The following is a 26640-nucleotide window of genomic DNA, read 5'->3' on the forward strand; positions in this document are numbered from 1 at the left end:
TGCAACTCATCTTTAATATTCGGCAAGTTATCATGTAAGCGCTTAATAGAGAGGGATTCTTATTTATAATGAGGGTACAAAAGAGAAAGAGGTGAAGAAAATGAGTGCTGAAAAAGTGTACGGATTTTTAACACAAGCATTTATTTTTGCCGTCATTATGCTGGTTTCCAATATGATTGCCGCTTTTGTCCCAATTCCTATACCGGCGTCGGTTGTAGGTTTGGTCTTATTATTTCTCCTATTATGTTTGAAAGTGATTAAACTGGAACAAGTAGAAACGCTCGGAGCGTCTTTAACCTCATTGATCGGATTTTTATTTGTTCCATCAGGTATATCTGTTATGAATTCTCTTGGTGTGATGCAGCAATACGGCCTGCAAATCGTCCTTGTCATTCTTCTCGCAACGATTATTTTATTGGGGGCAACAGGATTGTTTTCTCAGCTTATTCTTACACTGAGCGGAAAACGCAAGACTGCTGATGACATAAAAGCAAAAACAGTACAGCCCCCGCAGAAGAAAAACGAACTTGTTCATCATTAAGAGAAGCAGGAGGTTCATGATATGGAAAGCACAATGAGTCCTTATTTCGGAATTGTCGTATCACTGGCCGCTTTCGGCATCGGCACCTTTTTATTTAAAAAAACAAAAGGGTTCTTCCTTTTCACTCCATTGTTTGTTGCGATGGTGCTAGGGATTGCATTTTTGAAAATCGGCGGTTTCTCTTACGCTGACTATAATAACGGGGGAGAAATCATTAAGTTTTTCTTGGAACCCGCGACGATTGCCTTTGCCATTCCATTGTACAAACAAAGAGATAAACTGAAACAATACTGGTGGCAAATTATGTCCTCCATTATCGTAGGCTCTATCTGCTCTGTCACGATTGTCTATTTGCTTGCAAAAGGGATTCACCTTGATGCGGCAGTGATGAAAAGTATGCTTCCGCAGGCGGCAACAACGGCGATTGCGCTTCCTTTATCAAAAGATATTGGCGGCATCAGCGATATCACAGCTTTTGCTGTTATCTTTAACGCCGTCATTGTGTATGCGCTCGGCGCTTTGTTCTTAAAAGTATTTAAAGTGAAGAATCCCATTTCGAAAGGGTTGGCTCTCGGAACGTCCGGACACGCACTCGGTGTAGCTGTCGGGATCGAGATGGGTGAAGTCGAAGCCGCGATGGCAAGTATTGCTGTTGTCGTTGTCGGGGTCGTAACGGTTCTGGTCATTCCTGTGTTCGTGCAGCTGATCGGAGGTTAAGCCAAGGTTGAACCCTTGGCTTTTTCTATTTTATGGTGCGTCTTCCGGATCGATATATCCCTGTTTAATGCCCCATTCCACTTGATCGTCATGCCACTTTTTTCGTTCTTCATAACCATAGCCGTCGTCATCAGAAAGCTCTGAAGCCGGCTGTTGAATGGCATCATCTGTCTGGCTCGGTGAAGATGGCGCATTATGGCTGTTAGATGAGGATGCCTCATTCTGCTGACGCTGTGCCTGCGCTTGCCGTTTTTTTCGGCGTTCGCTTCCTGCTGTTTTTGGAGTGCTGCCTGACGCTGCCTTTCTGATCTTTTCCAGGCGGCAGGAAAAAATGCTTTATCTTCGTGCCAGCCGATTCGAAACATACTATAAAAGAAAGCAGTCAATTGAGTGCAGATATGCTTTATCAAATACTAATATGACATGCACGATACCCGATTCGTTAAGACAAACCAGTGCCAGCCTGCTGGTGACGGTCGGGAAAAAGAAAAAAAGTGATGAATGCATCGGCAGCTGAAATCGCAAAGATGAATGAAAATTCGAGAACCGTTATGTTTCCAGTGATCGGCATGGAGCGCCGCTGGCTCAGCCGATGCTGTTTAACAAAATCCTGCATGATGGGCTGGAGGGTTCAGAACCTTGCATTCTGGATAAGAATAAAAGATTTTCTTTTTCTCTCTTGCACTCATAAATAACCCATGTTACAATGAGAAAGTTGTTCCGGGTAAGTCATCCTTGACTAAACATCCGGCATTGTGTAGAATAGTTATTGAATTGAATATAAATCACAAGCAGAAGCACCCGCTTCTCACCTGATTGACACATTCATGTAGTTGGCAGGTTGACCGTACATTTTTATTGATACAGATGTTCGTAGTGTGGGTGTTTTATAATGCCCGCACTTTTTGTTTGCCTGCAGAATGCAGTCAAAAGAGTTGTGAATCAATTCGAAGAAACTATGGAGGTGGCTCATTATTAGCAAAGATCAATTGGTTAATGAGGGTATCCGTGCACGTGAGGTCCGCTTAATCGGACAAAATGGCGACCAGCTTGGAATCAAGTCCCGTCAGGAAGCACTTGAAATAGCCGGCCGCGCAAATCTTGACCTTGTGTTAGTTGCAGCAAATGCAAAACCGCCTGTCTGCCGCATCATGGACTACGGAAAGTTCAGATTCGAGCAGCAGAAAAAGGACAAAGAAGCACGCAAAAATCAAAAAATCATTAACTTAAAAGAAGTTAGATTAAGCCCGACAATCGATGAGCACGACTTTAACACGAAGTTGCGCAATGCGATTAAATTCCTTGAAAAAGGCGATAAAGTGAAAGCTTCTATCCGCTTTAAAGGACGCGCAATCACTCATAAAGAAATCGGCCAGCGTGTACTAGACCGTTTTTCTGAAGCATGTGCTGAGGTTGCGACAGTCGAAACAAAACCAAAAATGGACGGCCGCAGCATGTTCTTAATGCTCGCGCCGAAAAACGAAAAGCAATAAGGAGGAAATCCCATGCCAAAAATGAAAACTCACCGCGGATCTGCTAAACGTTTTAAAAAGACAGGTTCTGGGAAGTTAAAACGTTCTCATGCATACACAAGTCACTTATTCGCCAACAAATCTCAAAAGCAAAAGCGTAAGCTTCGCAAGAGTGCTGTTGTAAGCGCAGGAGACTTCAAACGTATCAAACAAATGCTTGCTAATATCAAGTAATCGGACAAGGAACAATTAGGAGGGAAATTTAATGCCAAGAGTAAAAGGCGGAACTGTTACACGTAAGCGTCGTAAAAAGGTTCTTAAATTAGCAAAAGGTTATTTCGGTTCAAAACATACATTATACAAAGTAGCTAACCAGCAGGTCATGAAATCTGGAAACTATGCTTTCCGTGACCGTCGTCAGAAAAAACGTGATTTCCGTAAGCTTTGGATCACTCGTATCAACGCAGCTGCTCGCATGAACGGTCTTTCTTACAGCCGTTTAATGCACGGTCTTAAGCTTTCTGGTATCGAAGTAAACCGTAAAATGCTTGCTGATCTTGCTGTAAACGATCTTACTGCATTCAATCAGCTTGCTGATGCTGCTAAAGCTCAATTAAACAAATAATGATATAGAGCCGCTCTTAGAGAGCGGCTTTTTTATATAAAGGATGAGGCAACATGATAATTGCTGTATATCTAGTTCTGATCAATCTGTGCGGTTTTTGGGTGATGGGCGCAGATAAACGAAGAGCGCAGCACCACAAATGGAGAATTTCTGAAGACCGGCTGTGGCTGATCGCCATCGTGTTTGGGGCACTTGGTGTCTGGCTCGGCATGCAGACCTTCAGACATAAAACGAAGCACGCATCATTTCAATACGGTGTGCCGTTTCTTTTGGTGATTGAAGCGGTGTTGATCGGCATCTATTACAGTCCGTTTGATTTATAAAAAAGCAGAAAAGCGTTTACCGCTCTTCTGCTTTTTTTGCAAGTTTAATGGGCAGATCCCAGTCAATTTTACAATCCGGATATCGCTCCAGTACTTTTTCTTCAATATTCTCAAAATCTTTTGCGGAAAAGTTTTTTAGCTTCTCAGGAGACTCCGTCCATACAAAGATGGTGTGGATGAACAGCGGATGATCCTTGGAAGGAATATGCTTTTCTCCTTCAAAAAGCACGCCTTTATACGTCAATTGAAAGTTCTTTCGGGTATTGTTCTGTTCATCGATAATATAAAAAAGTTCTTTTGATTGGGCCAGCTTCAGTCTTCTCTTTGGATTTGCGACATATTTGACCAAGGCATAAATACAGTAAGCAAATAAAGCAAGCAATAAAATCCGGAGAACCATGATAAACATTGTGTGAAGGCACCTCCCTCATTGTGATGATCTGATGTAATACGTAGAGCATAGAAAAAGGTTTCACTTTTTCTAAAAGAAGTTTGTTAAAAAAGATATACCCGCTTTTTAAGTGAAATAGTCGTATGGTTACCGTCAGGTTTTGTATAATAATAATGCAGGACAGATGAAGGAGGTTTTTGGAATCATGGCAAAATTGGATGAAACGTTAACCATGCTGAAGGAATTAACTGATGCAAAAGGCATTCCGGGAAATGAAAGAGAAGTCAGGCAAGTGATGAAATCATACATAGAACCATTTGCTGATGAAGTGACAACTGACCGGCTTGGCAGTTTAATTGCGAAAAAAACAGGTGCGGAAAATGGTCCGAAAATTATGATTGCCGGGCATTTGGACGAAGTCGGCTTTATGGTGACACAAATCACCGATAAAGGCTTTATCCGTTTTCAAACTGTCGGCGGCTGGTGGTCTCAAGTCATGCTGGCTCAGCGTGTCACCATCGTAACGAAAAAGGGAGAGGTCACAGGTGTTATCGGATCTAAGCCACCGCACATTTTATCTGCTGAAGCGAGAAAAAAACCGGTCGATATCAAAGAGATGTTCGTTGATATCGGGGCTTCAAGCCGTGAGGAAGCATTGGAATGGGGCGTACTCCCAGGTGATATGATCGTTCCGCATTTTGAATTTACGGTCATGAACAATGAAAAATTTCTTTTAGCAAAGGCGTGGGACAACCGTATCGGCTGTGCGATCGCCATTGATGTTTTGAGGAATTTAAAAGACACAGATCATCCAAACGTTGTGTATGGCGTTGGAACTGTCCAGGAAGAAGTTGGCCTAAGAGGAGCGAAGACCTCTGCGCACACGATACAGCCTGATATTGCTTTTGGTGTTGATGTAGGGATAGCCGGAGATACACCAGGCATTTCTGAGAAGGAAGCGCAAAGCAAAATGGGAGAAGGGCCGCAGATTATTCTGTACGATGCATCTATGGTCTCCCACAAAGGACTTCGTGACTTAGTTGTCAATACAGCAGAAGAAGCAGGCATTCCATATCAATTTGATGCGATCGCCGGCGGAGGAACTGATTCCGGGTCTATTCATTTGACGGCAAACGGTGTTCCGGCGCTGTCCATTACCATTGCAACACGATACATTCATACGCACGCTGCCATGCTGCATCGTGACGATTATGAAAACGCGGTAAAATTAATCACCGAAGTCATTAAGAAGTTAGACCGGCAAACGGTTGACGATATTACGTACCAATAAAGATACGGAAGAATCCGCCTTGTGAGGCGGATTCTATTTTTTTGTCTGTACAAATTTTGGCGGAGTGACTACAATAAAGGAGATACCGAAAAATTCCTGAATCTGATCACGTACGAGATGCAGCTCATTTGTAAGGAAAGGAGGATTCAATTTCACGTTTTGTAAGCGCTTTCTAAAATAAGGGAGGTTTGAAAAAATTGAAAAAGAAAAAAGCATGGAAACGGTTCTTTCACTTTTCGAGTGCTGCTCTGACAGCGGGTTTGTTATTGACTTCCGCTTCTCCGGCATCCGCTGCATTTTGGGGAGCGTCTAATGAACTGCTTCATGATCCAACGATGATCAAAGAGGGAAGCTCGTGGTACGCGTTTGGAACAGGCCTTACGGAAGAAAGGGGGCTGCGGGTTCTCAAATCGTCGGATGCTAAAAATTGGACCGTGCAAAAATCGATTTTCAGCACACCTTTATCATGGTGGTCCACTTATGTGCCGAATTACGGCCAAAACCAGTGGGCACCGGACATTCAATATTATAACGGAAAGTACTGGCTGTATTATTCAGTTTCTTCTTTCGGAAAAAATGTCTCTGCCATAGGCCTTGCTTCTTCAACAAGTATCAGCTCGGGAAGCTGGAAAGACGAAGGCCTGGTAATCCGGTCGACAAGCTCCAATAATTATAACGCCATCGACCCGGAACTCACCTTTGACAAGGATGGCAACCCGTGGCTTGCGTTCGGCTCATTTTGGAGCGGAATCAAGCTGACCAAGCTGGATAAGAACACGATGAAGCCTACCGGATCGCTTTATTCCATTGCGTCGAGACCGAGTAATAGCGGAGCGCTGGAGGCTCCTACCCTCACGTACCAAAATGGTTACTACTATTTAATGGTTTCATTTGATAAATGCTGTGACGGGGTAAATAGTACGTACAAAATTGCTTATGGGAGATCTAAAAGCATAACAGGGCCTTATCTTGATAAAAGCGGAAAAAGCATGCTGGAAGGAGGGGGCACCATCTTAGATTCCGGCAATGATCAATGGAAAGGGCCTGGAGGTCAGGATATTGTAAATGGAAACATACTTGTGCGCCATGCCTATGACGCGAAAGATAATGGCATTCCCAAGCTACTAATCAATGATTTGAATTGGAGTTCGGGCTGGCCGTCCTATTAAACTGATAAGCCGGGTGAACACCTGGCTTTTTTTAAAAGAAAAGATTGACAGTATCCTACTGAATTACTATAATGAAGTTGTTCGTACAAATTAATAATAATTAACTAGTTTTTGTTTATTAGTACGTATCTATAAATCTAGAATTGGAAGCGTTTTATTTTATAAGAAAGGGGCAGTTAACATGCTTCAGACAAGAGATTATGAATTTTGGTTTGTAACAGGAAGCCAACACCTATACGGAGAAGAAACGCTGCAGCTGGTAGACCAGCATGCAAAAAGCATTTGTGAGGGGCTTAGCGGCATTTCTTCCAGATATAAAATGAAGCATAAACCTGTTGTAACTTCATCGGAAACCATCAGACAGCTGTTAAGAGAAGCGGAGTACAGTGAGACATGCGCCGGTATTATTACATGGATGCACACATTTTCTCCTGCAAAAATGTGGATAGAAGGCCTTTCCTCTTATCAAAAACCGCTTATGCATCTGCATACTCAATATAATCGCGATATTCCATGGGGTACGATTGACATGGATTTTATGAACAGCAACCAATCCGCACATGGCGACCGTGAGTACGGGTACATCAATTCTCGTATGGGGCTGAGCCGTAAAGTTGTCGCGGGCTATTGGGATGATGAAGAGGTAAAGAAAGAAATTTCTCAGTGGATGAATACGGCGGCTGCGCTAAATGAAAGCAGACATATCAAGGTTGCCAGATTCGGAGATAACATGCGCTATGTTGCAGTAACGGACGGAGACAAGGTGGGAGCGCATATTCAATTCGGCTGGCAGGTTGACGGCTATGGCATCGGGGATCTTGTCGAAGTGATGAATGGAATTACTGACGATGAGGTCGAAACACTTTATGCAGCGTATGACAAGCTTTATGTCATCAGCGAGGAAACGAAACGAGACGAAGCAAAGATAGCGTCCATTAAAGAACAGGCGAAAATTGAACTTGGCCTAACTGCTTTTCTTGAACAAGGCGGATACACGGCTTTTACGACTTCATTTGAAGTGCTGCACGGAATGAAACAGCTGCCTGGGCTGGCCGTTCAGAGGCTGATGGAAAAAGGCTACGGGTTCGCTGGAGAAGGTGATTGGAAGACGGCTGCTCTCGTCCGGATGATGAAGATCATGGCTGAAGGTAAAAGAACATCCTTCATGGAAGACTATACGTACCATTTTGAACCTGGAAATGAAATGATTCTTGGCTCACACATGCTTGAGGTGTGCCCGACAGTTGCTTTGGATCAGCCGAAAATTGAAGTTCATCCGCTGTCTATCGGAGGCAAGGATGACCCGGCGCGGTTTGTATTCAATGGCATCAGCGGATCAGCCATTCAAGCGAGTCTGGTTGATATAGGAGGACGTTTCCGTCTTGTGCTCAATGAGGTAAACGGACAGGAAATTGAGAAAGATATGCCGAATCTGCCTGTCGCCCGCGTTCTCTGGAAGCCTGAGCCTTCATTAAAAACAGCGGCGGAGGCATGGATTTTAGCCGGCGGCGCACACCATACCTGCTTGTCTTACGAATTGACAGCGGAGCAATTGATGGATTGGGCGGAAATGGCGGGGGTTGAAAGTATCTTGATTTCTCGCGATACATCGATTCACAAGCTGAAACATGAATTGAAATGGAACGAGGCGCTTTACAGGCTTCAAAAGTAGAGAGGAGGATGTCACTTGGCTTACACAATAGGTGTTGATTTCGGAACATTATCAGGAAGAGCGGTGCTCGTTCACGTCAAAACTGGAGAAGAGCTGGCGGCGGCTGTCAAAGAATATCCACACGCCGTCATTGATACCGTCCTTCCCAAAACGGGTCAAAAGCTGCCGCGGGACTGGGCGCTTCAGCATCCGGAAGATTATCTGGAAGTCTTGGAAACAACGATTCCGTCATTACTTGAACAGACTGGTGTTGATCCAAAAGAGATCATCGGGATCGGAATTGATTTTACGGCATGTACGATCTTGCCTGTCGACAGTGAAGGACAGCCATTATGTATGCTGCCGGAATTTGAAGAGGAGCCGCACAGCTATGTGAAGCTTTGGAAGCATCACGCCGCCCAAAAGCATGCTGATCGGCTCAATCAAATCGCCGAAGAAGAAGGGGAAGCTTTTTTACAGCGCTACGGAGGAAAGATTTCATCAGAATGGATGATTCCGAAGGTGATGCAAATTGCCGAAGAAGCGCCGCACATTTATGAAGCAGCTGATCGGATAATCGAAGCAGCTGACTGGATCGTGTATCAGCTGTGCGGCTCGCTGAAGCGAAGCAACTGCACAGCCGGTTATAAAGCGATCTGGAGTGAAAAAGCGGGATATCCTTCAGAGAATTTCTTTGAAAAACTTCACCCTATAATGAAAACGATTACAAAAGACAAGTTAGCGGGATCGATTCACTCAGTAGGGGAAAAAGCAGGCGGACTGACGGAAAAAATGGCACAGCTGACGGGTCTCCTTCCGGGCACAGCAGTTGCTGTTGCGAATGTTGACGCTCATGTTTCTGTTCCTGCTGTCGGTATCACAGAACCAGGAAAAATGCTGATGATTATGGGAACCTCAACATGCCACGTTCTCTTAGGAGACGAGGTAAACATTGTGCCCGGCATGTGCGGGGTTGTGGACAACGGCATTCTTCCGGGATTTGCGGGGTATGAAGCCGGACAGTCCTGTGTGGGCGATCATTTTGAATGGTTCGTGAAAACGTGTGTCCCGCAAGCCTATAAAGACGAAGCGGAGAAAAAAAATGTCAGCATTCACGAGCTGCTGAGCGAGAAGGCAAACATGCAGGCGCCGGGGGAGAGCGGCCTGCTTGCCCTGGATTGGTGGAATGGAAACCGTTCAACCCTTGTTGATGCTGATCTAACGGGGATGCTGCTTGGCATGACGCTGCTGACGAAACCCGAAGAGCTTTACCGTGCGTTAGTTGAAGCAACAGCATACGGCACAAGGATGATTATTGAAACATTTAGAGAAAGCGGAGTGCCAATTGAAGAGCTTTACGCAGCTGGCGGTATTGCTGAGAAAAACCCGTTTGTCATGCAGATTTATGCGGATGTCACAAACATGGATATTAAAATCTCAGGTTCACCGCAAGCCCCTGCTTTAGGATCTGCCATTTTCGGCGCGCTTGCGGCCGGTAAAGAAAACGGCGGCTATGATGACGTCACAGAGGCAGCGGCGTACATGGGGAAACTGAAAGATATTTCCTATACGCCAAATGCTGAGCATGCCGCCGTATATGAAAATCTATACGCTGAATATAAAGAGCTGGTTCAATATTTCGGAAAAGAGAATCATGTCATGAAGCGTCTGAAAACGATAAAAAATCTTCAATTTTCATCTGCCGCACAAAAGAATTCATAAAGGGTGATGAGCATGCTTGAAACGTTAAAAAAAGAGGTGCTGGCTGCCAACCTGAAGCTTCAAGAGCATCAGCTGGTGACCTTTACGTGGGGAAATGTGAGCGGTATTGACCGTGAAAAAGAGTTAATCGTCATTAAACCGAGCGGAGTCGAATACAGCGAGCTGACAGCCAATGACTTGGTTGTTTTGAATTTGGAAGGTGAGGTCGTAGAAGGCTCGCTCAAACCTTCTTCTGATACACCCACTCATGTTTATTTGTATAACGCGTTTCCAAATATCGGCGGGATTGTCCATACCCATTCTCAATGGGCGACAAGCTGGGCGCAAGCCGGAAGGGACATACCCCCTTTAGGAACGACACATGCCGATTATTTCGACAGTGCGATTCCGTGTACACGTGAAATGTACGATGAAGAAATCATTCATGACTACGAACTGAATACAGGCAAAGTGATCGCGGAGACCTTTCAGCATCATAAATACGAGCAGGTGCCGGGCGTGCTCGTTAATAACCACGGCCCGTTCTGCTGGGGCACAGATGCCTTAAACGCCATTCATAACGCGGTGGTGTTAGAAACGGTTGCGGAAATGGCGTATCACTCTATGATGCTGAACAAGAATGTCAACCCGATCAATACTGTTCTCCACGAAAAGCACTTTTATCGAAAACACGGAGCAAATGCGTATTATGGCCAGTCATAATCCCGCAGTATCACCGGCCGGTTTTCTGATTGACTTGGACGGTACCGTATTCAGAGGAAACGAACTGATCGATGGAGCAAGAGAAGCCATCAGTACACTTCGAAATATGGGAAAGAAAATCGTCTTTTTGAGCAACCGGGGAAATATCTCCCGTGCCATGTGCAGAAAAAAACTGCTTGGTGCCGGAATAGATGCAGATGTAAACGAAATTGTCCTGTCATCAAGTGTGACAGCAGCCTTTTTAAAAAGGAACTATCGTTTTTCAAAGGTATGGGTGCTTGGAGAACAGGGCTTGATTGACGAACTGAGGCTGGCAGGCGTCCAGACAGCAGATGAACCGAAGGAGGCGGATTGGCTTGTCATCTCGCTTCATGAAACACTCACCTACGAAGACTTGAATCAAGCCTTTAAAGCGGCCGCCGCAGGCGCTCGTATAATTGCCACGAACAAAGACCGCTATTTTCCTAATGAGGACGGGAATGCCATCGACGTCGCCGGAATGATTGGGGCGATAGAAGCTTCTGCTCAGGCGAAGACGGAGCTTGTCGTCGGAAAGCCATCGTGGCTGATGGCGGAGGCTGCCTGTACTGCGCTGGGGCTTTCTGCACATGAATGTATGATTATAGGGGACAGCATTGAATCTGATATCGCAATGGGAAAGCTGTATGGCATGAAGAACGCTTTAGTGCTGACTGGTTCAGCGAAACCGGGTGAACAGCGTTTGTATACGCCGGATTATGTACTGGAGTCCATTAAGGATGTAACCAAACTGGCTGAGGAGGGGATTCTGCTATGAATCATATCGCAGCTGACGTTCAGCGTGCTTTTGAACACGCGGGGGAGATGACATTTCCTGTAGAAGTAGAAGAAATTGTTCTAGAAAAACAAGCAGCCGATCGGTTGTTGGATTATGTAAAAAGAAAGAATGATCAGCGTATCGTCCTTGTCTGTGATCGGAATACGCACCGCATAGCGGGGATCGAGTTAGAAGACCGCTTGATAAAGGAAGGGCTTCAGGCGGAGTGTCTGATCATTCCGGAAAATGAAGCAGGAGATGTGGCGGCAGATGAACGGTCACTCATTCATGTGCTGGTCCATACGAAAAAATCAACAGATATCATGATCGCAGTCGGTTCGGGGACTATCCATGATATCGTGCGTTTTGCCGCCTTCCAGAGGGGTCTGCCGTTTATTTCTTATCCGACCGCCCCATCCGTTGACGGATTTACATCAGCCGGTGCGCCCATTATTTTATACGGTACGAAAACCACCATCCAAACGAAGGCCCCGTCCGCGCTGTTCGCTGATCTTGACATCTTAAAATCGGCGCCGCAGCCTATGGTGGCGGCTGGATTTGGGGATATGCTAGGCAAAATGACGTCTCTGGCTGATTGGAACATTTCTCATCAGCTCGCTGGTGAGCCATATTCACCAACAGGCGCAAAGCTCGTACAAGAAGCACTTGATGCCTGTATCGAACACGCCGAAGACATTGCGATGAAAACGGAAACGGGCATCCGGGTCCTGATGGAGTCCTTGATTGTATCAGGACTTGTCATGCTGGCTTTGGATCATTCCCGTCCTGCTTCAGGAGGGGAGCATCATATTTCCCATTGGATTGAGATGGAATTAATGGAGAAAAAACGGCCTCAGATTCTCCATGGGGCAAAAGTGGGCTGTGCGGCCGTTTTATTGACTGACACGTACAGAAAGCTCATCCAGGCTGAAGGGCTGAACGAGTTTTCTCCGCGTCAGCGGGAAGTCATTCAATCGGCTTATGAAACGCTGCCGGAAGGAAAAAAGCTGGCCGGCTGGCTGAAATCTGCCGGAGGTCCTGCGTATTTTGACGAAATCGGTGTCGGGCAGGATTCCGTCAAAAATGCCTTCAGACACGCACACACCTTAAGAGACCGCTGCACCGGATTAAGACTCATCAATGAAAACAAAACGCTTGTCAATCATGGTCTTTATGAATAGCCCGCACCTCGAATGGAAGGGGTAACATAGATGAAAAAGATGACTGTCTGTTTTCTTGCGCTCATGATGGTTTTGACATTATTTATCGCTGGGTGTTCAGCGGAACGGTCATCCGGTAAACCGGGTGAAACGGAGCTGACTTTTTGGACATTTAACGGACTTCATGAGCAGTTTTATGTGGAAATGGTGAAAGAGTGGAATAAGAAATATCCTGACCGTCAAATTAAACTGAATACGGTCGTCTATCCGTATGGCCAAATGCACGATAATCTGTCGATTTCCTTAATCGCCGGGGAAGGCGTGCCTGACATTGCAGATGTAGAATTGGCCCGGTTTTCAAACTTTCTGAAGGGCACCGATGTACCGCTTGCCGATTTGTCCCCGCTTATTGAAAAGGACCGGGATAAATTCGTAGAGGCGCGTCTTACGCTGTACAGCAAAAATGGCAAGCTATACGGACTGGATACTCATGTAGGAACGACAGTTATGTTCTATAACATGGATATTATGAAAAAAGCCGGCATCAACCCGGATGATATTAAAACATGGGATGATTACCGCAAAGCCGGACAGAAAGTGCGCAAAGCGACCGGAAAGCCAATGGGAACGGTGGAAACAAATGATTCAGCAACATTTTTATCAATGATTTCACAGCAAAACTCAGGGTATTTTGATAAAAATGGAAAGCTGATTCTGAATAATGACACCAACGTAAAAACGCTTCAGTATTTAAAAGACCTGATTAATGATAAAACAATGATCGCTGCACCAGGCGGCGGGCATCACAGTGAAGAATATTACGGTTTTATGAACCAAGGCGGAGCGGCTTCTGTTCTGATGCCGATTTGGTATATGGGAAGATTCATAGATTATATGCCTGATCTGAAAGGGAAGATTGCCATTCGGCCGCTTCCGGCATGGAAAGAAGGAGGCGACCGTTCAGCAGGTTTGGGCGGCACAGCCACCGTTGTGCCAAAGCAGGCCAAACATGTCGAATTAGCGAAAGAGTTTCTCGCCTTTGCGAAGGGTTCTGAAGAAGGAAACAAAAAGCTGTGGAGTGTGCTCGGGTTCGATCCGCTTCGCTGGGATGTCTGGAGCTCCAAGGAATTGAAAGAGAAAAACAAATACACGGATTACTTCCAAAACGGAACAGGCATTTTTTCAATGCTGCTCGATATCAAGGATGAAATCAATCCGATTTATTTACATGAGGATTTTGCCAAGGCTTCAGACCTTGTCAACAGAAGCGTATTATTCGACGCGCTCAAATCTCAGCAAAAGACGCCAAAACAAGCCTTGGACAGAGCGGCAGGTGAACTGAAACAGAAATAGAATCCCATTCAAAAAGTGAAAGCGGGGAGGTTCTCATGAAACCTGTGAAAACGGGAACGGCTCATCCCGTTCCTTCGGCTGCGAAAGAATCAGGCTGGCGAGGTATTTTTTATTCGAAAAAAGCGGCGCCTTATCTGTTTACAGCGCCATTTGTTTTATCCTTTCTTGTTTTTTTTCTATACCCCATCATTAGTGTCTTCATCATGAGCTTTCAAAGAATATTGCCTGGAGAGGTGACGTTTGTCGGGTTATCCAATTACACCGCTCTTAACAACCCGACGTTTTATACAGCCCTTTTTAATACGCTGGAATATACGTGTTGGACGCTGATTGTGCTGATTCCAGTTCCATTACTGTTAGCCATATTCTTGAATTCGAAACTGGTCAAATTCAGAAACATTTTCAAATCAGCGTTATTTATACCTGCACTGACTTCTACCATTGTGGCTGGTATCATTTTCCGGCTGATCTTTGGAGAGATGGAAACATCTTTAGCCAATTCGATTTTATTGAAACTCGGCTTTTCACCGCAGAACTGGATGAACAATGAACATACCGGCATGTTTTTGATGGTGCTGCTTGCTTCGTGGAGATGGATGGGAATCAACATCCTTTACTTTTTGGCCGGACTGCAAAATGTGCCGAAAGAGCTGTACGAAGCCGCTGATATTGACGGAGCAAATACGATGAAAAAATTTATGCACATTACGCTGCCGTTTCTGAAGCCTGTATCCGTCTATGTTTTAACCATCAGCATCATTGGCGGGTTCAGGATGTTTGAGGAAAGCTACGTCCTTTGGCAAAATAATTCCCCGGGTAATATCGGACTGACGCTTGTCGGATATTTGTATCAGCAGGGCCTTGCTTACAATGAAATGGGTTACGGGGCGGCCATTGGCATTGTGCTTTTGATTGTCATACTTGTTGTCAGCCTGATTTCATTAAAACTGTCAGGCTCGTTTAAGGGGGAGGGGTAAATGTTGCGGCACAGTCCTCAGTTTCGGGTGTACAGAATCGCGCTTACTCTATTTTTTATCATGCTGAGCCTGTTGTATATTTTCCCGATTTTCTGTCTGCTTTTAGGATCATTAAAGCCATCATCTGAGCTTTTACGGGTGGGGCTGAATGTTGACATTGATCCAAAAGTGATGAGTCTTGATAACTATACATTTTTGTTTAACGGCGGCAGCATTTATTTTAAATGGTTTTTTAACAGCCTTGTGCTTGGTCTATTAACGACAGTGCTAACCTTGTTTTTCTCGTCGATGATCGGATACGGGCTAGCGGTTTATGAATTTAAAGGCAGAAATATCATTTTTGTTCTTGTGCTGATTATTATGATGGTTCCGCTGGAAGTGATGATGCTCCCGTTGTTTAAGCTTACAGTCGGACTGCATTTGATCGATTCGTATACGGGTGTCATTTTGCCGTTTATCGTTTCGCCTGTAGCTGTTTTCTTTTTCCGGCAATATGCACTCGGCCTTCCGAAAGACCTGCTGGATTCAGCAAGGATGGACGGATGTACGGAATTCGGCATTTTTTTCAGGATTATGGCGCCTCTGATGAAACCGGCATTCGGTGCGATGATTATTCTCCAGTCTTTAAACAGCTGGAACAACTTCTTATGGCCCTTGATTGTGCTTCGGTCGAAAGAAATGTTTACGCTTCCAATCGGGCTGTCCAGCTTGCTTAGCCCTTACGGAAATAACTATGACATGCTCATATCCGGCTCAGTATTTGCCATTTTGCCGGTGATTATCATTTTTTTGTTTTTCCAAAAGTACTTTATCTCCGGCCTGACAGTAGGCGGAGTCAAAGGATAATGAAGGAGGAAACGTGTAATGAAAAAAGCGAGAGTGATTGTGGACAAAGAATATAAAATTGGTGAAGTCGACAAACGGATTTACGGGTCGTTCATCGAGCACATGGGGCGTGCTGTATACGAAGGCATATATGAACCTGATCATCCTCAGGCTGATGAAAACGGGTTTCGCAAGGATGTTCAGGCGTTAATCAAGGAATTGCAGGTTCCGATCATCCGCTATCCGGGCGGAAACTTTTTATCAGGGTATAATTGGGAGGACGGCGTCGGACCTGTCGAGAACCGCCCGAGACGCCTTGACTTGGCATGGCAAACGACAGAAACCAATGAAGTGGGAACGAATGAATTTTTAACTTGGGCAAAAAAGGTGAACACAGAAGTCAATATGGCTGTTAACCTCGGCACGAGAGGGATAGATGCTGCCCGCAATCTCGTAGAATACTGCAACCATCCGAAAGGCTCTTACTGGAGTGATTTGAGAAGATCGCATGGCTATGAGCAGCCGTACGGCATCAAAACGTGGTGCCTGGGTAACGAAATGGATGGCCCGTGGCAGATCGGCCACAAAACAGCTGACGAATACGGACGGCTTGCAGCGGAGACGGCAAAGGTCATGAAATGGGTTGACCCATCAATTGAACTTGTTGCCTGCGGCAGCTCAAACAGCGGCATGCCGACGTTTATCGATTGGGAAGCAAAGGTGCTGGAGCATACGTACGAGCATGTCGACTATATTTCTCTCCATACGTATTACGGAAACCGGGATAACAATCTGCCAAACTATCTGGCCCGTTCCATGGATCTCGATCATTTTATTAAATCTGTTGCTGCAACCTGTGACTATGTAAAAGCAAAAACACGCAGCAAGAAAACAATCAATCTCTCTCTGGACGAATGGAATGTATGGTATCACTCAAATGAAGCTGATAAAAAAGTAGAACCGTGGATTACTGCGCGGCCTATTTTAGAAGATATTTATAACTTTGAAGATGCCTTATTGGTCGGCTCTCTGCTCATTACGATGCTGCAGCACGCAGACCGTGTGAAAATCGCGTGTCTTGCACAGCTTGTAAATGTCATCGCGCCAATCATGACGGAAAAAGGCGGAGAAGCATGGAGGCAGCCGATTTTCTATCCGTACATGCATGCTTCTGTCTACGGTCGAGGAGAGTCGCTAAAACCGCTTATTTCTTCACCGAAGTATGACTGCTCTGATTTTACTGATGTGCCGTATGTTGACGCCGCTGTCGTATATTCTGAAGAGGAAGAAACACTCACCATTTTTGCGGTAAACAAAGCTGAGGATCAGATGGAGACGGAGATTTCGCTCAGAGGCTTTGAATCGTATCAAATCGCAGAGCATATCGTACTTGAGCATCAGGATATTAAAGCGACAAACCAGCATAACAGAAAAAATGTCGTCCCGCATTCCAACGGAACATCGTCTGTCAGCGAAAACGGCTTAACCGCACATTTCACGCCGCTTTCATGGAATGTGATCCGTCTGCAAAAACAATCATAATAACAACATGAGCCGGAGATCTGTCTCCGGTTTTTTATTTTTTCTTAGTAAATATGATTCAGTACCTTGTAATGTTCAGTAGCGGATGTTACCATGTGAGGGATGGTGGAAAATATAAACAAAATTAAGGGCCGCAGGGAGGATTTGATCATGAATGCTCAATTTAAAAAGGGAGCATTAGAGTTATGTGTGCTTGTATGTATTACTGAAAAAGACCAATACGGATATGAGCTGTCTCAAAACATTTCCCGGTATATGGCTATTGCTGAAGGCACCTTATATCCTCTTCTAAGAAGACTGACGAAAGAGGAGTATTTAGAAACATATATGGCTCCGTCTTCTGAAGGGCCTGCCAGAAAATATTACACGTTGTCAAAGCTTGGTGTCATGCGAATGAAATTGCTGCTGGCAGAATGGGATCAGTTCACAGCATCCGTCAACCAAATCATTGATGCGGCAAGGGGAGGAGAACGATGAATCAAGAACAGTTTTTACAGGAGTTAAGTAAAGCGTTACAGCCGCTTTCTCAAGAAGAGCGGAATGAGATCTTATTTGATTTTGAGGAACATATTACCGAAGGAATGAAAGAAGGCAGGCCGGAAGCGAACATTATCAGGGAACTCGGCTCCCCAAAACAAATTGCAAAGGAATTGATGCCAAATGTGACGGAAACTGCTCCAGCAGTGCAGCGCCCTAAGAAGAACCTCTTCCAGATGGCATGTTCAGCAGCAGCGATAAGCATCTTGAATTTGATTTTTGTGCTGGGACCAGCTATTGGCATTTTTGGAGTGTACGTAGGTTTCTGCGGGGCAGCGCTTGCACTCTCTGTATCACCAATTATGTTTGTCGGCATGGTGATGTTTCAAATGAATACGCACATGATGCTGGAGTTCTTTATATCACTCATGTTTGGCAGTCTGGGACTGCTATCTTGTATAGGGCTGTGGCATATAGGAAAGCTCCTGTATAGCGTGAGTTTACGATATGTCAGATATAATTTAAAGCTGGTGACGGGGGCGCAGACATGAAAAAAATCATAATAGGATTGATCGCAGTATTTGCAGTCGGGGCAATCGGAGCTGTCATCTCTGCAGCTGCCTCGGATTTTACAAAAGAAGAGGTGAAAGCTGCCGAAACTTATGATCCTGCAGATATTAAAAAAATTGAGGTAGCAACAAGCTCGATGAATGCAGAGGTCAAAAGCGGGCAAACGGATGATATTCAGGTAGCTGCTGAAGGACAAGTCAGTGATAAAAGCAAAAAGCTGTTCGATGTGACCCAAGATGGCAAATCATTAACAATCAATCAAATAGCACGCGAGAATATCATCTCTTTTATACCGTGGGGCAGCGAAAAGGATATGAAAATCACAATCACGATTCCGAAAAAGAAGTATGATGAGATAACCGTAACGACAACCTCTGGCGATATTCTGATAGAAAATGTGCAAACGGATCAATCAGCTGCTGACTCTACATCAGGAAATATTGAGCTGAAGCATACACGCATCGAAAACGAGCTGACGCTAAAAACAACGAGCGGAGATGTTCAAGCTGATCAAAATTCATTCGGCCAAGGTGAGGTAAAGACAACAAGCGGATCAATAAAAAGCAGCCACACAACAGCTGAAAAGGTGAACTATAAGACAACTTCCGGGGATATTGATCTTCTTCAGGATCATCAGAACGAAGAGGTCGACATCGTCACTACGAGCGGAAGTGTGTCAGTAGGGTATCAGAAAGAACCTGCATCTTTGGCAGTGGATTTTCAGGCTGACTCAGGTGATGCTACGGTCAATCTCGACCACATCCTGTATAAAGAAAAGACAGAGCACCGTGTTGTAGGTTATGTAGGTGATAGCCCCTCTAACCGTTTAAAAGTTCGTACAACCTCTGGAGACATTGAACTAAACTAACTGCCTCAAGCCGGCCCATTCCAGCCGGCTTTTTTGAATAGGAAAAAATGACCGCTTTTTGCTCTGAAATTATGATATATTTATGAAAAACAGCAAAGGGGTTGGGGAGAAATGAATGCGGTTACAATTGTGATAGCGTCAATGTGTATATTGGCTATCGCCTATCGTTTATACGGAACATTTATGATGGTGAAGGTTCTCAAAGTGACTGATGATAAGCCAACGCCTGCACATGCGCTTGAGGATGGAAAAGACTATGTGCCTACGAATAAATGGGTCTCATTCGGTCATCATTTCGCGGCCATTGCGGCGGCCGGGCCGCTGGTCGGACCGATTCTCGCGGCGCAGTTCGGTTATTTGCCGGGATTATTATGGCTGTTAATCGGGGCGGTGATAGGGGGAGCCGTCCATGATATTGTTGTGCTGTTCGCGTCAATGCGTCAAAACGGAAAGTCGCTGTCGGAAGTGGCGAAGGATGAGCTTGGTCCTGTTGCCGGCTTTTGTACGGGACTGTCCATGCTATTTATTATTACCATAACGATGGCGGGACTGTCGATGGTTGTGCTGCACGCGCTTGAACGGAATCCGTGGGGGACATTTGCTGTAGGGATTACGATTCCGATAGCGATGGGCGTCGGCTTGTTTTATAAGAAAACAGGGAATTTAAAGCTGGCGTCTTCTATCGGTTTTCTATTTTTAATGGCCGGAGTGTTTATTGGCCCTTGGGTGCAGACTACCGCATTTGGTGATCTGTTAACCCTTGATACGAAAACGTTTGCAATCGCGTTGCCGATTTACGCTTTTTTTGCAGCGGCACTGCCGGTCTGGCTGCTGCTCGCACCGCGCGATTATTTAAGCAGTTTTATGAAAATCGGTGTGTTTGTCGCTTTAATTGCGGGTGTGTTTGCTGTGAATCCGTCCATTCCATTTCCGGCTTTTACGGAGTTTGTAAAAGGCGGCGGGCCTGTGCTTGCGGGTCCTGTCTGGCCATTCATCTCGATCACGATAGCCTGCGGCGCGATCTCGGGGTTCCATGCCTTTGTCGGTTCCGGCACCACGCCGAAAATGCTTAATAAATGGAGTGATATGAAGCCGGTTGCTTTCGGTGCAATGCTTGTTGAGTGCCTTGTCGGCATTATGGCGCTGATTGCGGCGACTGCTTTGCAGCCTGCAGATTACTTTGCGATCAACAGCACGCCTGAGGTTTTCCGTACGCTCGGCATGGATGTTGTGCATTTGCCTGAACTGAGCAGGGAAATCGGTTTGGACTTAGAAGGCAGAACAGGGGGAGCCGTCACGCTTGCGGTAGGAATGACTTATATCTTTACCGGAATTCCGTTTTTCAGCCATCTGGCCTCATACTTTTTCCAATTTGTCATTATGTTTGAAGCGGTGTTTATTTTAACGGCGATCGACGCCGGCACGCGTGTGGCACGCTATTTGATTCAGGACTTCTTCGGAGAGGCGTATAAGCCGCTGAAGAAAACGGACTGGATTCCCGGATCTGTATTTGCCAGTGCGCTTGCCTGCTTTATGTGGGGCTATTTGCTTTACTCAGGTGATATCGGATCCATTTGGGCGCTGTTTGGTGTTTCTAATCAGCTGATGGCTTCAGTGGGTCTGATTATCGGAGCAACCATTGTGCTGAAAATCGCCGACAAACGCCGTTACATCCTCACCTGCCTCATTCCGCTCGCCTATTTATATGTGACTGTGAATTACGCGGGCTATTGGATGGTGCGCTATGTGTATCTCAATCCAGACGCTGCAGGTTACAGTGTCCTGAATGGCGTTTTGTCTATCATCATGCTGCTGTTAGGCTTCATCATTATCGTGGCGGCAGTGAAAAAATGGGCGCAGATGTGGAGAGATCCCAGCTTAAGAATGGAAGCCTCTATACCGGGATAAAAGGAAAAATGGAAACCTTAAGGAGGAAAAGAAATGAATTTATCAATGAAGTATATCATCCTGTATGTATTGGACAGCCAGCGCTCGATTCATTTTTATCAGCATATTTTGGGGCTGCCGATCCGCGCGGAACACGGCACATATGTAGAGTTTGATACCGGCTCCACCATTTTGGCGCTCAATACACGAGAAAGTGTCAAGGAAATGACGCCGTTAGATATACCGGAAACACCCGTTTCTTCACAAACATTTGAAATCGGGTTTGTCACTGAAAGTGTAGAAGCGGTCATCAAAAAAGTAAGAGAACACGGCGTAACCATTATCGCGGAGCCTAAAGTGAAGCCATGGGGACAGACGGTCGCTTATATCGCCGATCCTGATGGACATTATATTGAAATTTGCAGTCCGATGGAATAAAGCACAAAGCCCAAAACAGAAATTGTTTTGGGCTTTCTTATGATGTTAGCGATCCGGCGGCTTCTAATAGCAAATCAGCAAGGTGAACAGCTCGGACCCTGCCGTTTAATCCCTCTCGTTCAATGCCGAGCTTCATCTGCAAAAGACATCCTGGATTGGCGGTTACAATGACCGCTGCTTCGGTTGCTTTGACAGCAGCCATTTTACTGTCCAGTATCTTCATTGACATGTCTGCTTCAACAATATTGTAAATTCCCGCTGATCCGCAGCAGCTGTCCGCTTTATCCATTTCTCTGAATTCAGCTCCCTTGATGCTTTGAAGAAGCTTTCTGGGCTCCGAAGATGTATGCATTACATTTCTCAAGTGGCATGAATCTTGATAGGTAATCAGCTTAGGTGTTTCAAGCTGCAAGTCTTTTTGGTGAAAATCAAGCTCAATCAAAACCGATGAAAAATCTTTTAGCTTCTGCACAAATGAAACAGCCCGCTCCGACCACTCGGGATCATCCTTCAGCAAATGGCCGTATTCAGTGAGAAAAGCTCCGCATCCGCCCGCGTTTGTAATGACAGCATCTACGTCTAACGCTTCAAACGCGGCGATGTTTTGTTTCGCAAGCTCTTTTCCCGCATTTTTTTCGCCGCTGTGTCCATGCAGTGCGCCGCAGCATGCCTGCTCAGGCGGGATGACAATTTCACAGCCTGCCAGCTGCAGCAGTTTCAGCGTGGCATTGTTTGTCGGCAAAAACATCGTATCCATTAAACAGCCTGAAAAAAAGGCAACCCTTTTTTTAGCTGGGCCGGCCGCCGGCAGTAAACGCGGCCGATGCTTCATTTCTTCACGTTTAGGCACATCCGGAAGAACGGCTTCCATCGTGCGCAAATGCTCAGGCAGAATGCGGAGCATGCCGGTTTTTCGCACAGCCGTCTGCAGCCCTGACCGCTGGTACAAACCAATGAGACTCACAGCCGAACGCATGCGGTTTTGATGCGGAAAGAGCTCCTGAAAAGCCGCTTTTCTCATAACACGCGCGCTGAGCGAGTGCTTTTTATTTTGGTGGATAATATCTCTTGCTTCCTCCAGCAGCTGTCCGTATTTAACGCCTGATGGGCATACCGGTTCACACGCGCGGCAGCCGAGGCAAAGAGACAGTGAACGCTCGACATCTTCATCCGGTTCAATCACACCGTCGGCGACTGCTTTCATTAAGGCGATTCGCCCGCGCGGCGAGTGAGATTCCTGAAAACCGGATTCGATATAGGTCGGGCAAGAAGGCAGACAGAAACCGCAGCGCATACAATTCAAAAGTTCGCTTTCATCCATACGCTCTTTAAACTCATGTTGGATCTGTTTCATTTCTTTTTCTGTTGTCATCTTTCCGTCACCACACGTTTTCTGGCATCTTTCGCAAACACTTTGCCCGGGTTTAAGATATTTTTGGGATCAAATGCCGCTTTCATTGCTTTCATCGCGGCGATGCCTTCTTTTTTCAGCTTCATTTCCAAGTAAGGCGCTTTCATGGCCCCGACTCCGTGCTCCCCGGTAATTGTGCCGCCAAGCTCAATCGCTTTTTCAAAAATCTCGGCAAAAGCCTGCTCGACTCGCTGCATTTCATCTTTATTTCTTATGTCTGTGGTGCATGTCGGATGAAGGTTTCCATCCCCGGCATGGCCAAAGGTGCAGATCGAAATATCGTATTTTGCGGCAATGTCATTAATGGCTTTTACCATATTCGCGATTTCTGACCGCGGTACAGTCGCATCCTCCAAAATGGTGGTCGGCTTTAAGCGGGCAAGTGCAGAAAGCGCTGAACGCCGGGCTTCAGTGAGGGCGAATGCTTCCTCATCTGTTTGCGCAGTTTGAACGGAGACGGCAGCGCCTTTTTTGCAAATTGCCTCAATTTTTTCCATGTCACGAGCCACGGTCTCAGCTGTCCCGTCCTGTTCGATCAAAAGAACTGCTTTCGCATTTGTCGGAAGGCCGATTTTGGCATAATCCTCAATCACCAAAAGGGTAGGCTGATCGAGAAATTCAAGCGTAGCCGGTATGATTTTACCGGAAATAATGGCTGACACTGTTTGAGCAGCGGCATCAATATTTTCATAAAGGGCGAGCAGCGTCTTCTTTGTTTCTGGCTTCGGCACGAGTTTGAGAATCGCTTCTGTCACAATGCCGAGTGTCCCTTCTGAGCCGACAAAAAGGCGCGTGAGATCATACCCGGCTACATCCTTTGCAAGTTTTCCCCCAGTGCGGATCATATCTCCGTTTGCCAAAACAACCTCCAGCCCGATGACGTAGTCACGGGTGACGCCGTATTTTAAGCCGCGGAGACCGCCGGAATTTTCGTTGATGTTTCCTCCGATGGTTGATATTTTCATAGAACTCGGATCAGGCGGATAGAACAACCCCTTGCTTTCAACCGCACGGATTATATCCAAGGTAATAACGCCAGGCTGGACTGTGGCCGTCAAATTTTCTTCATCAATCTCAAGGATCTGATTCATATGCTTAAAGAGAAGAACAAGCCCGCCTTCAGTAGGGCACGTGCCCCCGCACAGGTTTGTCCCCGATCCTCTCGGAACAATCGGTACACGGTGCTCACTGCAAATGTTTAAAATACGTGATACTTCATGTGGATCTCTCGGCGCAATCACTGCATCCGGCATAGACTGAAATTGCGGTGTCGCGTCATATGAATACACGAGACGGCCGGCTTTCGAGTCATCATAGTTTTCCGGTCCGACGATTTGGATCAGCTGTTCTTTTACATCTTTGGTGATCATGTTCACCCATCCCCCTGTCAAAAAACGCTTTCAATCTATTGTAAAAGAAAAAAAGAGAAGCCTTCTATGGAGAAACATACAAAATATGAAACTGAAACTCTCTCTATTTTGTATCTTGATCTAAAAAATAGAGCGCAACGTACATCGTGACGATGTCCTCTGTGCGCTGAAAACTTAAACCCGTCAGCTGTTCAGCCTTTGACAGGCGATAGCGGAGCGTATTGATATGAATATGCATCTCTTCAGCCGTTTTTTTCAGGGACAAATCGTAATGGAAGAGAGTTCGTATCGTAATCATAAGCTCTTCGTTTCGGAGCGCTTCCTGAAACACTCTTTGCGGAAATTCATGTCGTGTCCCCGGGCTGATCTCAGTCAGGCACATGTCAAGCTTCAGGTCTTCCTCGCATACGGCGGTTTTGCGTTTGAGGCTGACGGCCAGCGCTTTTTCTGCCTGTTCGTATGACTGCGGCAGGCCGGAGCCGCTGACAGCCCTCCCAACGCCGGCAGCTGCGCGGCTGTTTCCGAGGCGTTCAGCCAATGAACAAATAAGCTGAATTTGCCGCAAAAGCTGCTCCTTTTGTTCATGTTTCGGCACTTCGTGATTAATCAGAATACGTTCATTTCCCCATCTGATGAATAAATCGGATGGAAACACTGATTTCCAGGCGCGTGTCATTTGATCAATATCGCCGGGTGACCATTCGTGCCCTTGAATGAGGATCATCTGGCGGAGGGAGGTAAGGTCAACGCCAAGAAGCTGCGCTTTTTCGAGAAAACCCGGAGACCATTCTTTTAATTGCAGCCAGTCGATCATAAAGGATTCCAGCATTCTCTCGCGCCACTGGGTCTGCTCCAAATGCCACGATTCTTTAATAAACAGCTCTGTCATTTTCCTGAGCAGCTCCCCGTACGGCTGAATCTCAGCAGGTTCTCCCGTCAGTCCGAACACGGCGATGACATCACGCTCAGAAAATACGGGGAGGTTTAACCCCGCCTTTACCCCTTTGAGCCTCTTTTCATCTTCTTTTGTAATGATCACATTGCGTTTCTCTTTCGCGCAGATAAGCGCTCCTTCATGAAATAGCCCGACTCGCTCATCATTTGTGCTTGCGATAATGAGGCCGTCTGTGCTGACAATAATGACTTCACGTTCGTACATTTTTTTCACTTCGGCAATGATTTTTTTCGCTAACAGCGGTTGTAAAAACATGGCGGCGACCCCCCTCATGTTTTTATTATATAAGAAAAAAACCGGGCGCTGTCACCCGGTTTTGATGTGCTATTGGGCAGGTTTTAATCCGCCTTCCAGCGTCTTTAACATTTCTTGTTTCTCACTCTCAGATGCGTGCTGCCAAATGACTTCAAACAAAACGCCGAGTCCCGGAAGCATTTTTTCTTCACCGCTTTGAATCGCGTCCACAATTGTGTGCTCAAGCTGCTCCTGATCATTGCCGGTTACATTGGCAATGACGGCATGACGTAAATTAAGATCCATATGAAGCGCTCCTTTTTTTCTAAAATGTAATACGTATATTCTAACCCTGCACCCGGTTTATTATGTGCTGTTCTTGCGATATAATAACATCATGTTAAAAAAAGGAGAGCCACACAGACAGTGAAACAAATAGAATCGGCAAAAAACCAAAAAGTGAAGGATTGGAAAAAACTTCACACAAAAAAAGAACGAACAAAAACGAATACCTATTTGATTGAAGGAGAACATCTTGTTGAAGAAGCCTTAAAGAGCCCGGGCGCGGTGAAAGAAATTCTTGTCAAGGATGAAGCGGACATCCCGCCGAATCTTGATATGGGCATCCAGTGCTACGTGCTGAGCGAAGACGCGTTTTCAGCTGTTACAGAAACGGAAACACCGCAGCGGATCGCCGCTGTTTGCAATATGCCGGAAGAATATCTCGCGCCGCCTAAACGTGTGCTGCTGATTGACGCTGTTCAAGATCCGGGGAATCTCGGCACGATGATTCGCACGGCGGACGCAGCCGGTTTGGATGCGGTTGTGCTCGGTGACGGCACGGCGGATGCGTTTAACGGAAAAACGCTGCGATCCGCGCAAGGCTCCCATTTTCACATTCCTGTTGTGAGAAGAAATTTACAATCATACGTGGATGAATTAAAAGCAGAGGGCGTAAAAGTGTACGGCACAGCACTGCAAAACGGGGCGCCTTACCAGGACATCTCACCATCCGGTTCATTTGCTTTAATCGTCGGCAATGAAGGTGCAGGGGTGGATGCCGGATTGCTGGAAAAAACAGATTTAAACCTGTACGTCCCGCTGTACGGGCAGGCTGAATCACTGAACGTTGCAATTGCGGCGGCTATCCTGATGTACCACTTGCGAGGATAG

29 protein-coding genes, 1 pseudogene and 1 other annotated feature are annotated in these 26640 nt (G+C 45.9%); of the genes and pseudogenes, 24 read left to right on the forward strand and 6 right to left on the reverse strand.

Going from position 1 to position 26640, the window contains the following annotated elements; genetic code table 11:
• Positions 1-100: 100 nt before the first annotated feature.
• Together lrgA and lrgB are read left to right on the forward strand one after the other, a co-directional pair.
• Positions 101-541, forward strand: coding sequence for an antiholin-like murein hydrolase modulator LrgA (lrgA, locus tag UJ203_RS01060; protein ID WP_322008426.1), 441 nt, complete (start codon positions 101-103; stop codon positions 539-541).
• Between the two features lie 21 nt (positions 542-562).
• Complete coding sequence (gene lrgB / locus UJ203_RS01065; protein ID WP_322008427.1) at positions 563-1258, forward strand: antiholin-like protein LrgB; 696 nt, start codon at positions 563-565, stop codon at positions 1256-1258.
• Between the two features lie 30 nt (positions 1259-1288).
• Here lrgB and UJ203_RS01070 read toward each other — a convergent pair.
• Positions 1289-1563, reverse strand: a pseudogene (locus tag UJ203_RS01070) (hypothetical protein); the annotation flags it as partial.
• A gap of 26 nt (positions 1564-1589) precedes the next feature.
• Here UJ203_RS01070 and UJ203_RS01075 point away from each other — a divergent pair.
• The 5 genes from UJ203_RS01075 to UJ203_RS01095 all read left to right on the forward strand — a co-directional run bounded on the left by UJ203_RS01075 (position 1590) and on the right by UJ203_RS01095 (position 3678).
• Positions 1590-1775: a hypothetical protein gene (locus UJ203_RS01075; RefSeq protein ID WP_322009495.1), complete on the forward strand. Its 186-nt coding sequence runs from the start codon at positions 1590-1592 to the stop codon at positions 1773-1775.
• Positions 1776-2041: 266 nt separating this feature from the next.
• Positions 2042-2172, forward strand: a sequence feature (ribosomal protein L20 leader region).
• Between the two features lie 57 nt (positions 2173-2229).
• Positions 2230-2751, forward strand: a complete 522-nt coding sequence (gene infC / locus UJ203_RS01080) for a translation initiation factor IF-3 (RefSeq protein WP_071543361.1) — start codon at positions 2230-2232, stop codon at positions 2749-2751.
• 12 nt (positions 2752-2763) lie between these two features.
• Positions 2764-2964, forward strand: a complete 201-nt coding sequence (gene rpmI, locus UJ203_RS01085; RefSeq protein WP_003222418.1) for a 50S ribosomal protein L35 — start codon at positions 2764-2766, stop codon at positions 2962-2964.
• 31 nt (positions 2965-2995) lie between these two features.
• Positions 2996-3355, forward strand: a complete 360-nt coding sequence (gene rplT / locus UJ203_RS01090; protein ID WP_003222420.1) for a 50S ribosomal protein L20 — start codon at positions 2996-2998, stop codon at positions 3353-3355.
• A 53-nt stretch (positions 3356-3408) separates the two neighbouring features.
• Complete coding sequence (locus UJ203_RS01095; protein WP_105953435.1) at positions 3409-3678, forward strand: DUF1294 domain-containing protein; 270 nt, start codon at positions 3409-3411, stop codon at positions 3676-3678.
• Positions 3679-3694: 16 nt separating this feature from the next.
• On the opposite strand, the gene ysdB is transcribed toward UJ203_RS01095, so the two are convergent.
• Entirely contained in the window at positions 3695-4087 is a 393-nt protein-coding gene (ysdB, locus tag UJ203_RS01100) for a sigma W pathway protein YsdB (protein WP_024122432.1), read from the reverse strand.
• A gap of 187 nt (positions 4088-4274) precedes the next feature.
• On the opposite strand from ysdB, the gene UJ203_RS01105 reads away from it, so the two are divergent.
• From UJ203_RS01105 to UJ203_RS01180, 16 genes are all read left to right on the forward strand, one after another.
• A complete protein-coding gene (locus UJ203_RS01105) occupies positions 4275-5360 on the forward strand; it encodes a M42 family metallopeptidase (RefSeq protein ID WP_024122431.1) in 1086 nt (361 codons plus the stop codon).
• 197 nt (positions 5361-5557) lie between these two features.
• Complete coding sequence (gene abnA, locus UJ203_RS01110) at positions 5558-6529, forward strand: arabinan endo-1,5-alpha-L-arabinosidase AbnA (RefSeq protein WP_105953437.1); 972 nt, start codon at positions 5558-5560, stop codon at positions 6527-6529.
• Positions 6530-6710: 181 nt separating this feature from the next.
• A complete protein-coding gene (gene araA, locus UJ203_RS01115; RefSeq protein WP_227598020.1) occupies positions 6711-8201 on the forward strand; it encodes an L-arabinose isomerase in 1491 nt (496 codons plus the stop codon).
• Between the two features lie 15 nt (positions 8202-8216).
• Positions 8217-9902, forward strand: coding sequence for a ribulokinase (gene araB / locus UJ203_RS01120; protein ID WP_322008428.1), 1686 nt, complete (start codon positions 8217-8219; stop codon positions 9900-9902).
• Positions 9903-9914: 12 nt separating this feature from the next.
• Positions 9915-10604 (forward strand): L-ribulose-5-phosphate 4-epimerase, encoded by a 690-nt coding sequence (gene araD, locus UJ203_RS01125; RefSeq protein ID WP_322008429.1) that lies wholly within the window; start codon positions 9915-9917, stop codon positions 10602-10604.
• Positions 10582-11400, forward strand: a complete 819-nt coding sequence (locus UJ203_RS01130; RefSeq protein ID WP_322008430.1) for an HAD-IIA family hydrolase — start codon at positions 10582-10584, stop codon at positions 11398-11400. Before araD ends, UJ203_RS01130 begins: the two co-directional genes overlap by 23 nt.
• A complete protein-coding gene (egsA, locus tag UJ203_RS01135; protein ID WP_227598017.1) occupies positions 11397-12581 on the forward strand; it encodes a sn-glycerol-1-phosphate dehydrogenase in 1185 nt (394 codons plus the stop codon). The genes UJ203_RS01130 and egsA overlap by 4 nt, the downstream gene beginning before the upstream one ends.
• A 30-nt stretch (positions 12582-12611) precedes the next feature.
• Positions 12612-13913, forward strand: coding sequence for an ABC transporter substrate-binding protein (locus UJ203_RS01140; protein WP_322008431.1), 1302 nt, complete (start codon positions 12612-12614; stop codon positions 13911-13913).
• 35 nt (positions 13914-13948) lie between these two features.
• Entirely contained in the window at positions 13949-14890 is a 942-nt protein-coding gene (locus tag UJ203_RS01145) for a sugar ABC transporter permease (RefSeq protein ID WP_322008432.1), read from the forward strand.
• On the forward strand, positions 14891-15736 hold the full coding sequence (araQ, locus tag UJ203_RS01150; protein WP_026014752.1) for an arabinose ABC transporter permease AraQ: 846 nt from the start codon (positions 14891-14893) through the stop codon (positions 15734-15736).
• A gap of 18 nt (positions 15737-15754) precedes the next feature.
• Complete coding sequence (abfA, locus tag UJ203_RS01155) at positions 15755-17257, forward strand: alpha-L-arabinofuranosidase AbfA (protein WP_105990242.1); 1503 nt, start codon at positions 15755-15757, stop codon at positions 17255-17257.
• Positions 17258-17407: 150 nt separating this feature from the next.
• Positions 17408-17734, forward strand: coding sequence for a PadR family transcriptional regulator (locus tag UJ203_RS01160; RefSeq protein ID WP_322008433.1), 327 nt, complete (start codon positions 17408-17410; stop codon positions 17732-17734).
• A complete protein-coding gene (locus UJ203_RS01165) occupies positions 17731-18285 on the forward strand; it encodes an HAAS signaling domain-containing protein (RefSeq protein ID WP_322008434.1) in 555 nt (184 codons plus the stop codon). The genes UJ203_RS01160 and UJ203_RS01165 overlap by 4 nt, the downstream gene beginning before the upstream one ends.
• Entirely contained in the window at positions 18282-19172 is an 891-nt protein-coding gene (locus tag UJ203_RS01170; RefSeq protein WP_322008435.1) for a DUF4097 family beta strand repeat-containing protein, read from the forward strand. Before UJ203_RS01165 ends, UJ203_RS01170 begins: the two co-directional genes overlap by 4 nt.
• 111 nt (positions 19173-19283) lie before the next feature.
• Entirely contained in the window at positions 19284-21080 is a 1797-nt protein-coding gene (gene cstA / locus UJ203_RS01175; RefSeq protein ID WP_322008436.1) for a carbon starvation protein CstA, read from the forward strand.
• A 33-nt stretch (positions 21081-21113) separates the two neighbouring features.
• Positions 21114-21497 carry a VOC family protein gene (locus UJ203_RS01180; RefSeq protein ID WP_322008437.1) on the forward strand — a complete coding sequence of 128 codons (384 nt, stop codon included), beginning with the start codon at positions 21114-21116 and terminating at the stop codon, positions 21495-21497.
• Between the two features lie 37 nt (positions 21498-21534).
• On the opposite strand, the gene UJ203_RS01185 is transcribed toward UJ203_RS01180, so the two are convergent.
• The 4 genes from UJ203_RS01185 to sspI all read right to left on the reverse strand — a co-directional run bounded on the left by UJ203_RS01185 (position 21535) and on the right by sspI (position 25773).
• Positions 21535-22869, reverse strand: a complete 1335-nt coding sequence (locus tag UJ203_RS01185) for a (Fe-S)-binding protein (protein WP_322008438.1) — start codon at positions 22867-22869, stop codon at positions 21535-21537.
• On the reverse strand, positions 22866-24278 hold the full coding sequence (gene glcD, locus UJ203_RS01190) for a glycolate oxidase subunit GlcD (RefSeq protein WP_322008439.1): 1413 nt from the start codon (positions 24276-24278) through the stop codon (positions 22866-22868). Before glcD ends, UJ203_RS01185 begins: the two co-directional genes overlap by 4 nt.
• Before the next feature lie 103 nt (positions 24279-24381).
• Entirely contained in the window at positions 24382-25488 is a 1107-nt protein-coding gene (locus tag UJ203_RS01195; RefSeq protein ID WP_322008440.1) for a CdaR family transcriptional regulator, read from the reverse strand.
• Positions 25489-25557: 69 nt separating this feature from the next.
• On the reverse strand, positions 25558-25773 hold the full coding sequence (sspI, locus tag UJ203_RS01200; RefSeq protein ID WP_010335228.1) for a small acid-soluble spore protein SspI: 216 nt from the start codon (positions 25771-25773) through the stop codon (positions 25558-25560).
• 120 nt (positions 25774-25893) lie between these two features.
• Between sspI and UJ203_RS01205 the strand changes: the two genes are divergently transcribed.
• On the forward strand, positions 25894-26640 hold the full coding sequence (locus tag UJ203_RS01205; protein ID WP_322008441.1) for an RNA methyltransferase: 747 nt from the start codon (positions 25894-25896) through the stop codon (positions 26638-26640).

Origin of the sequence: Bacillus sp. V26 (assembly GCF_034296245.1) — a bacterium.
GTDB classification, from domain to species: Bacteria; Bacillota; Bacilli; order Bacillales; family Bacillaceae; genus Bacillus; species Bacillus halotolerans.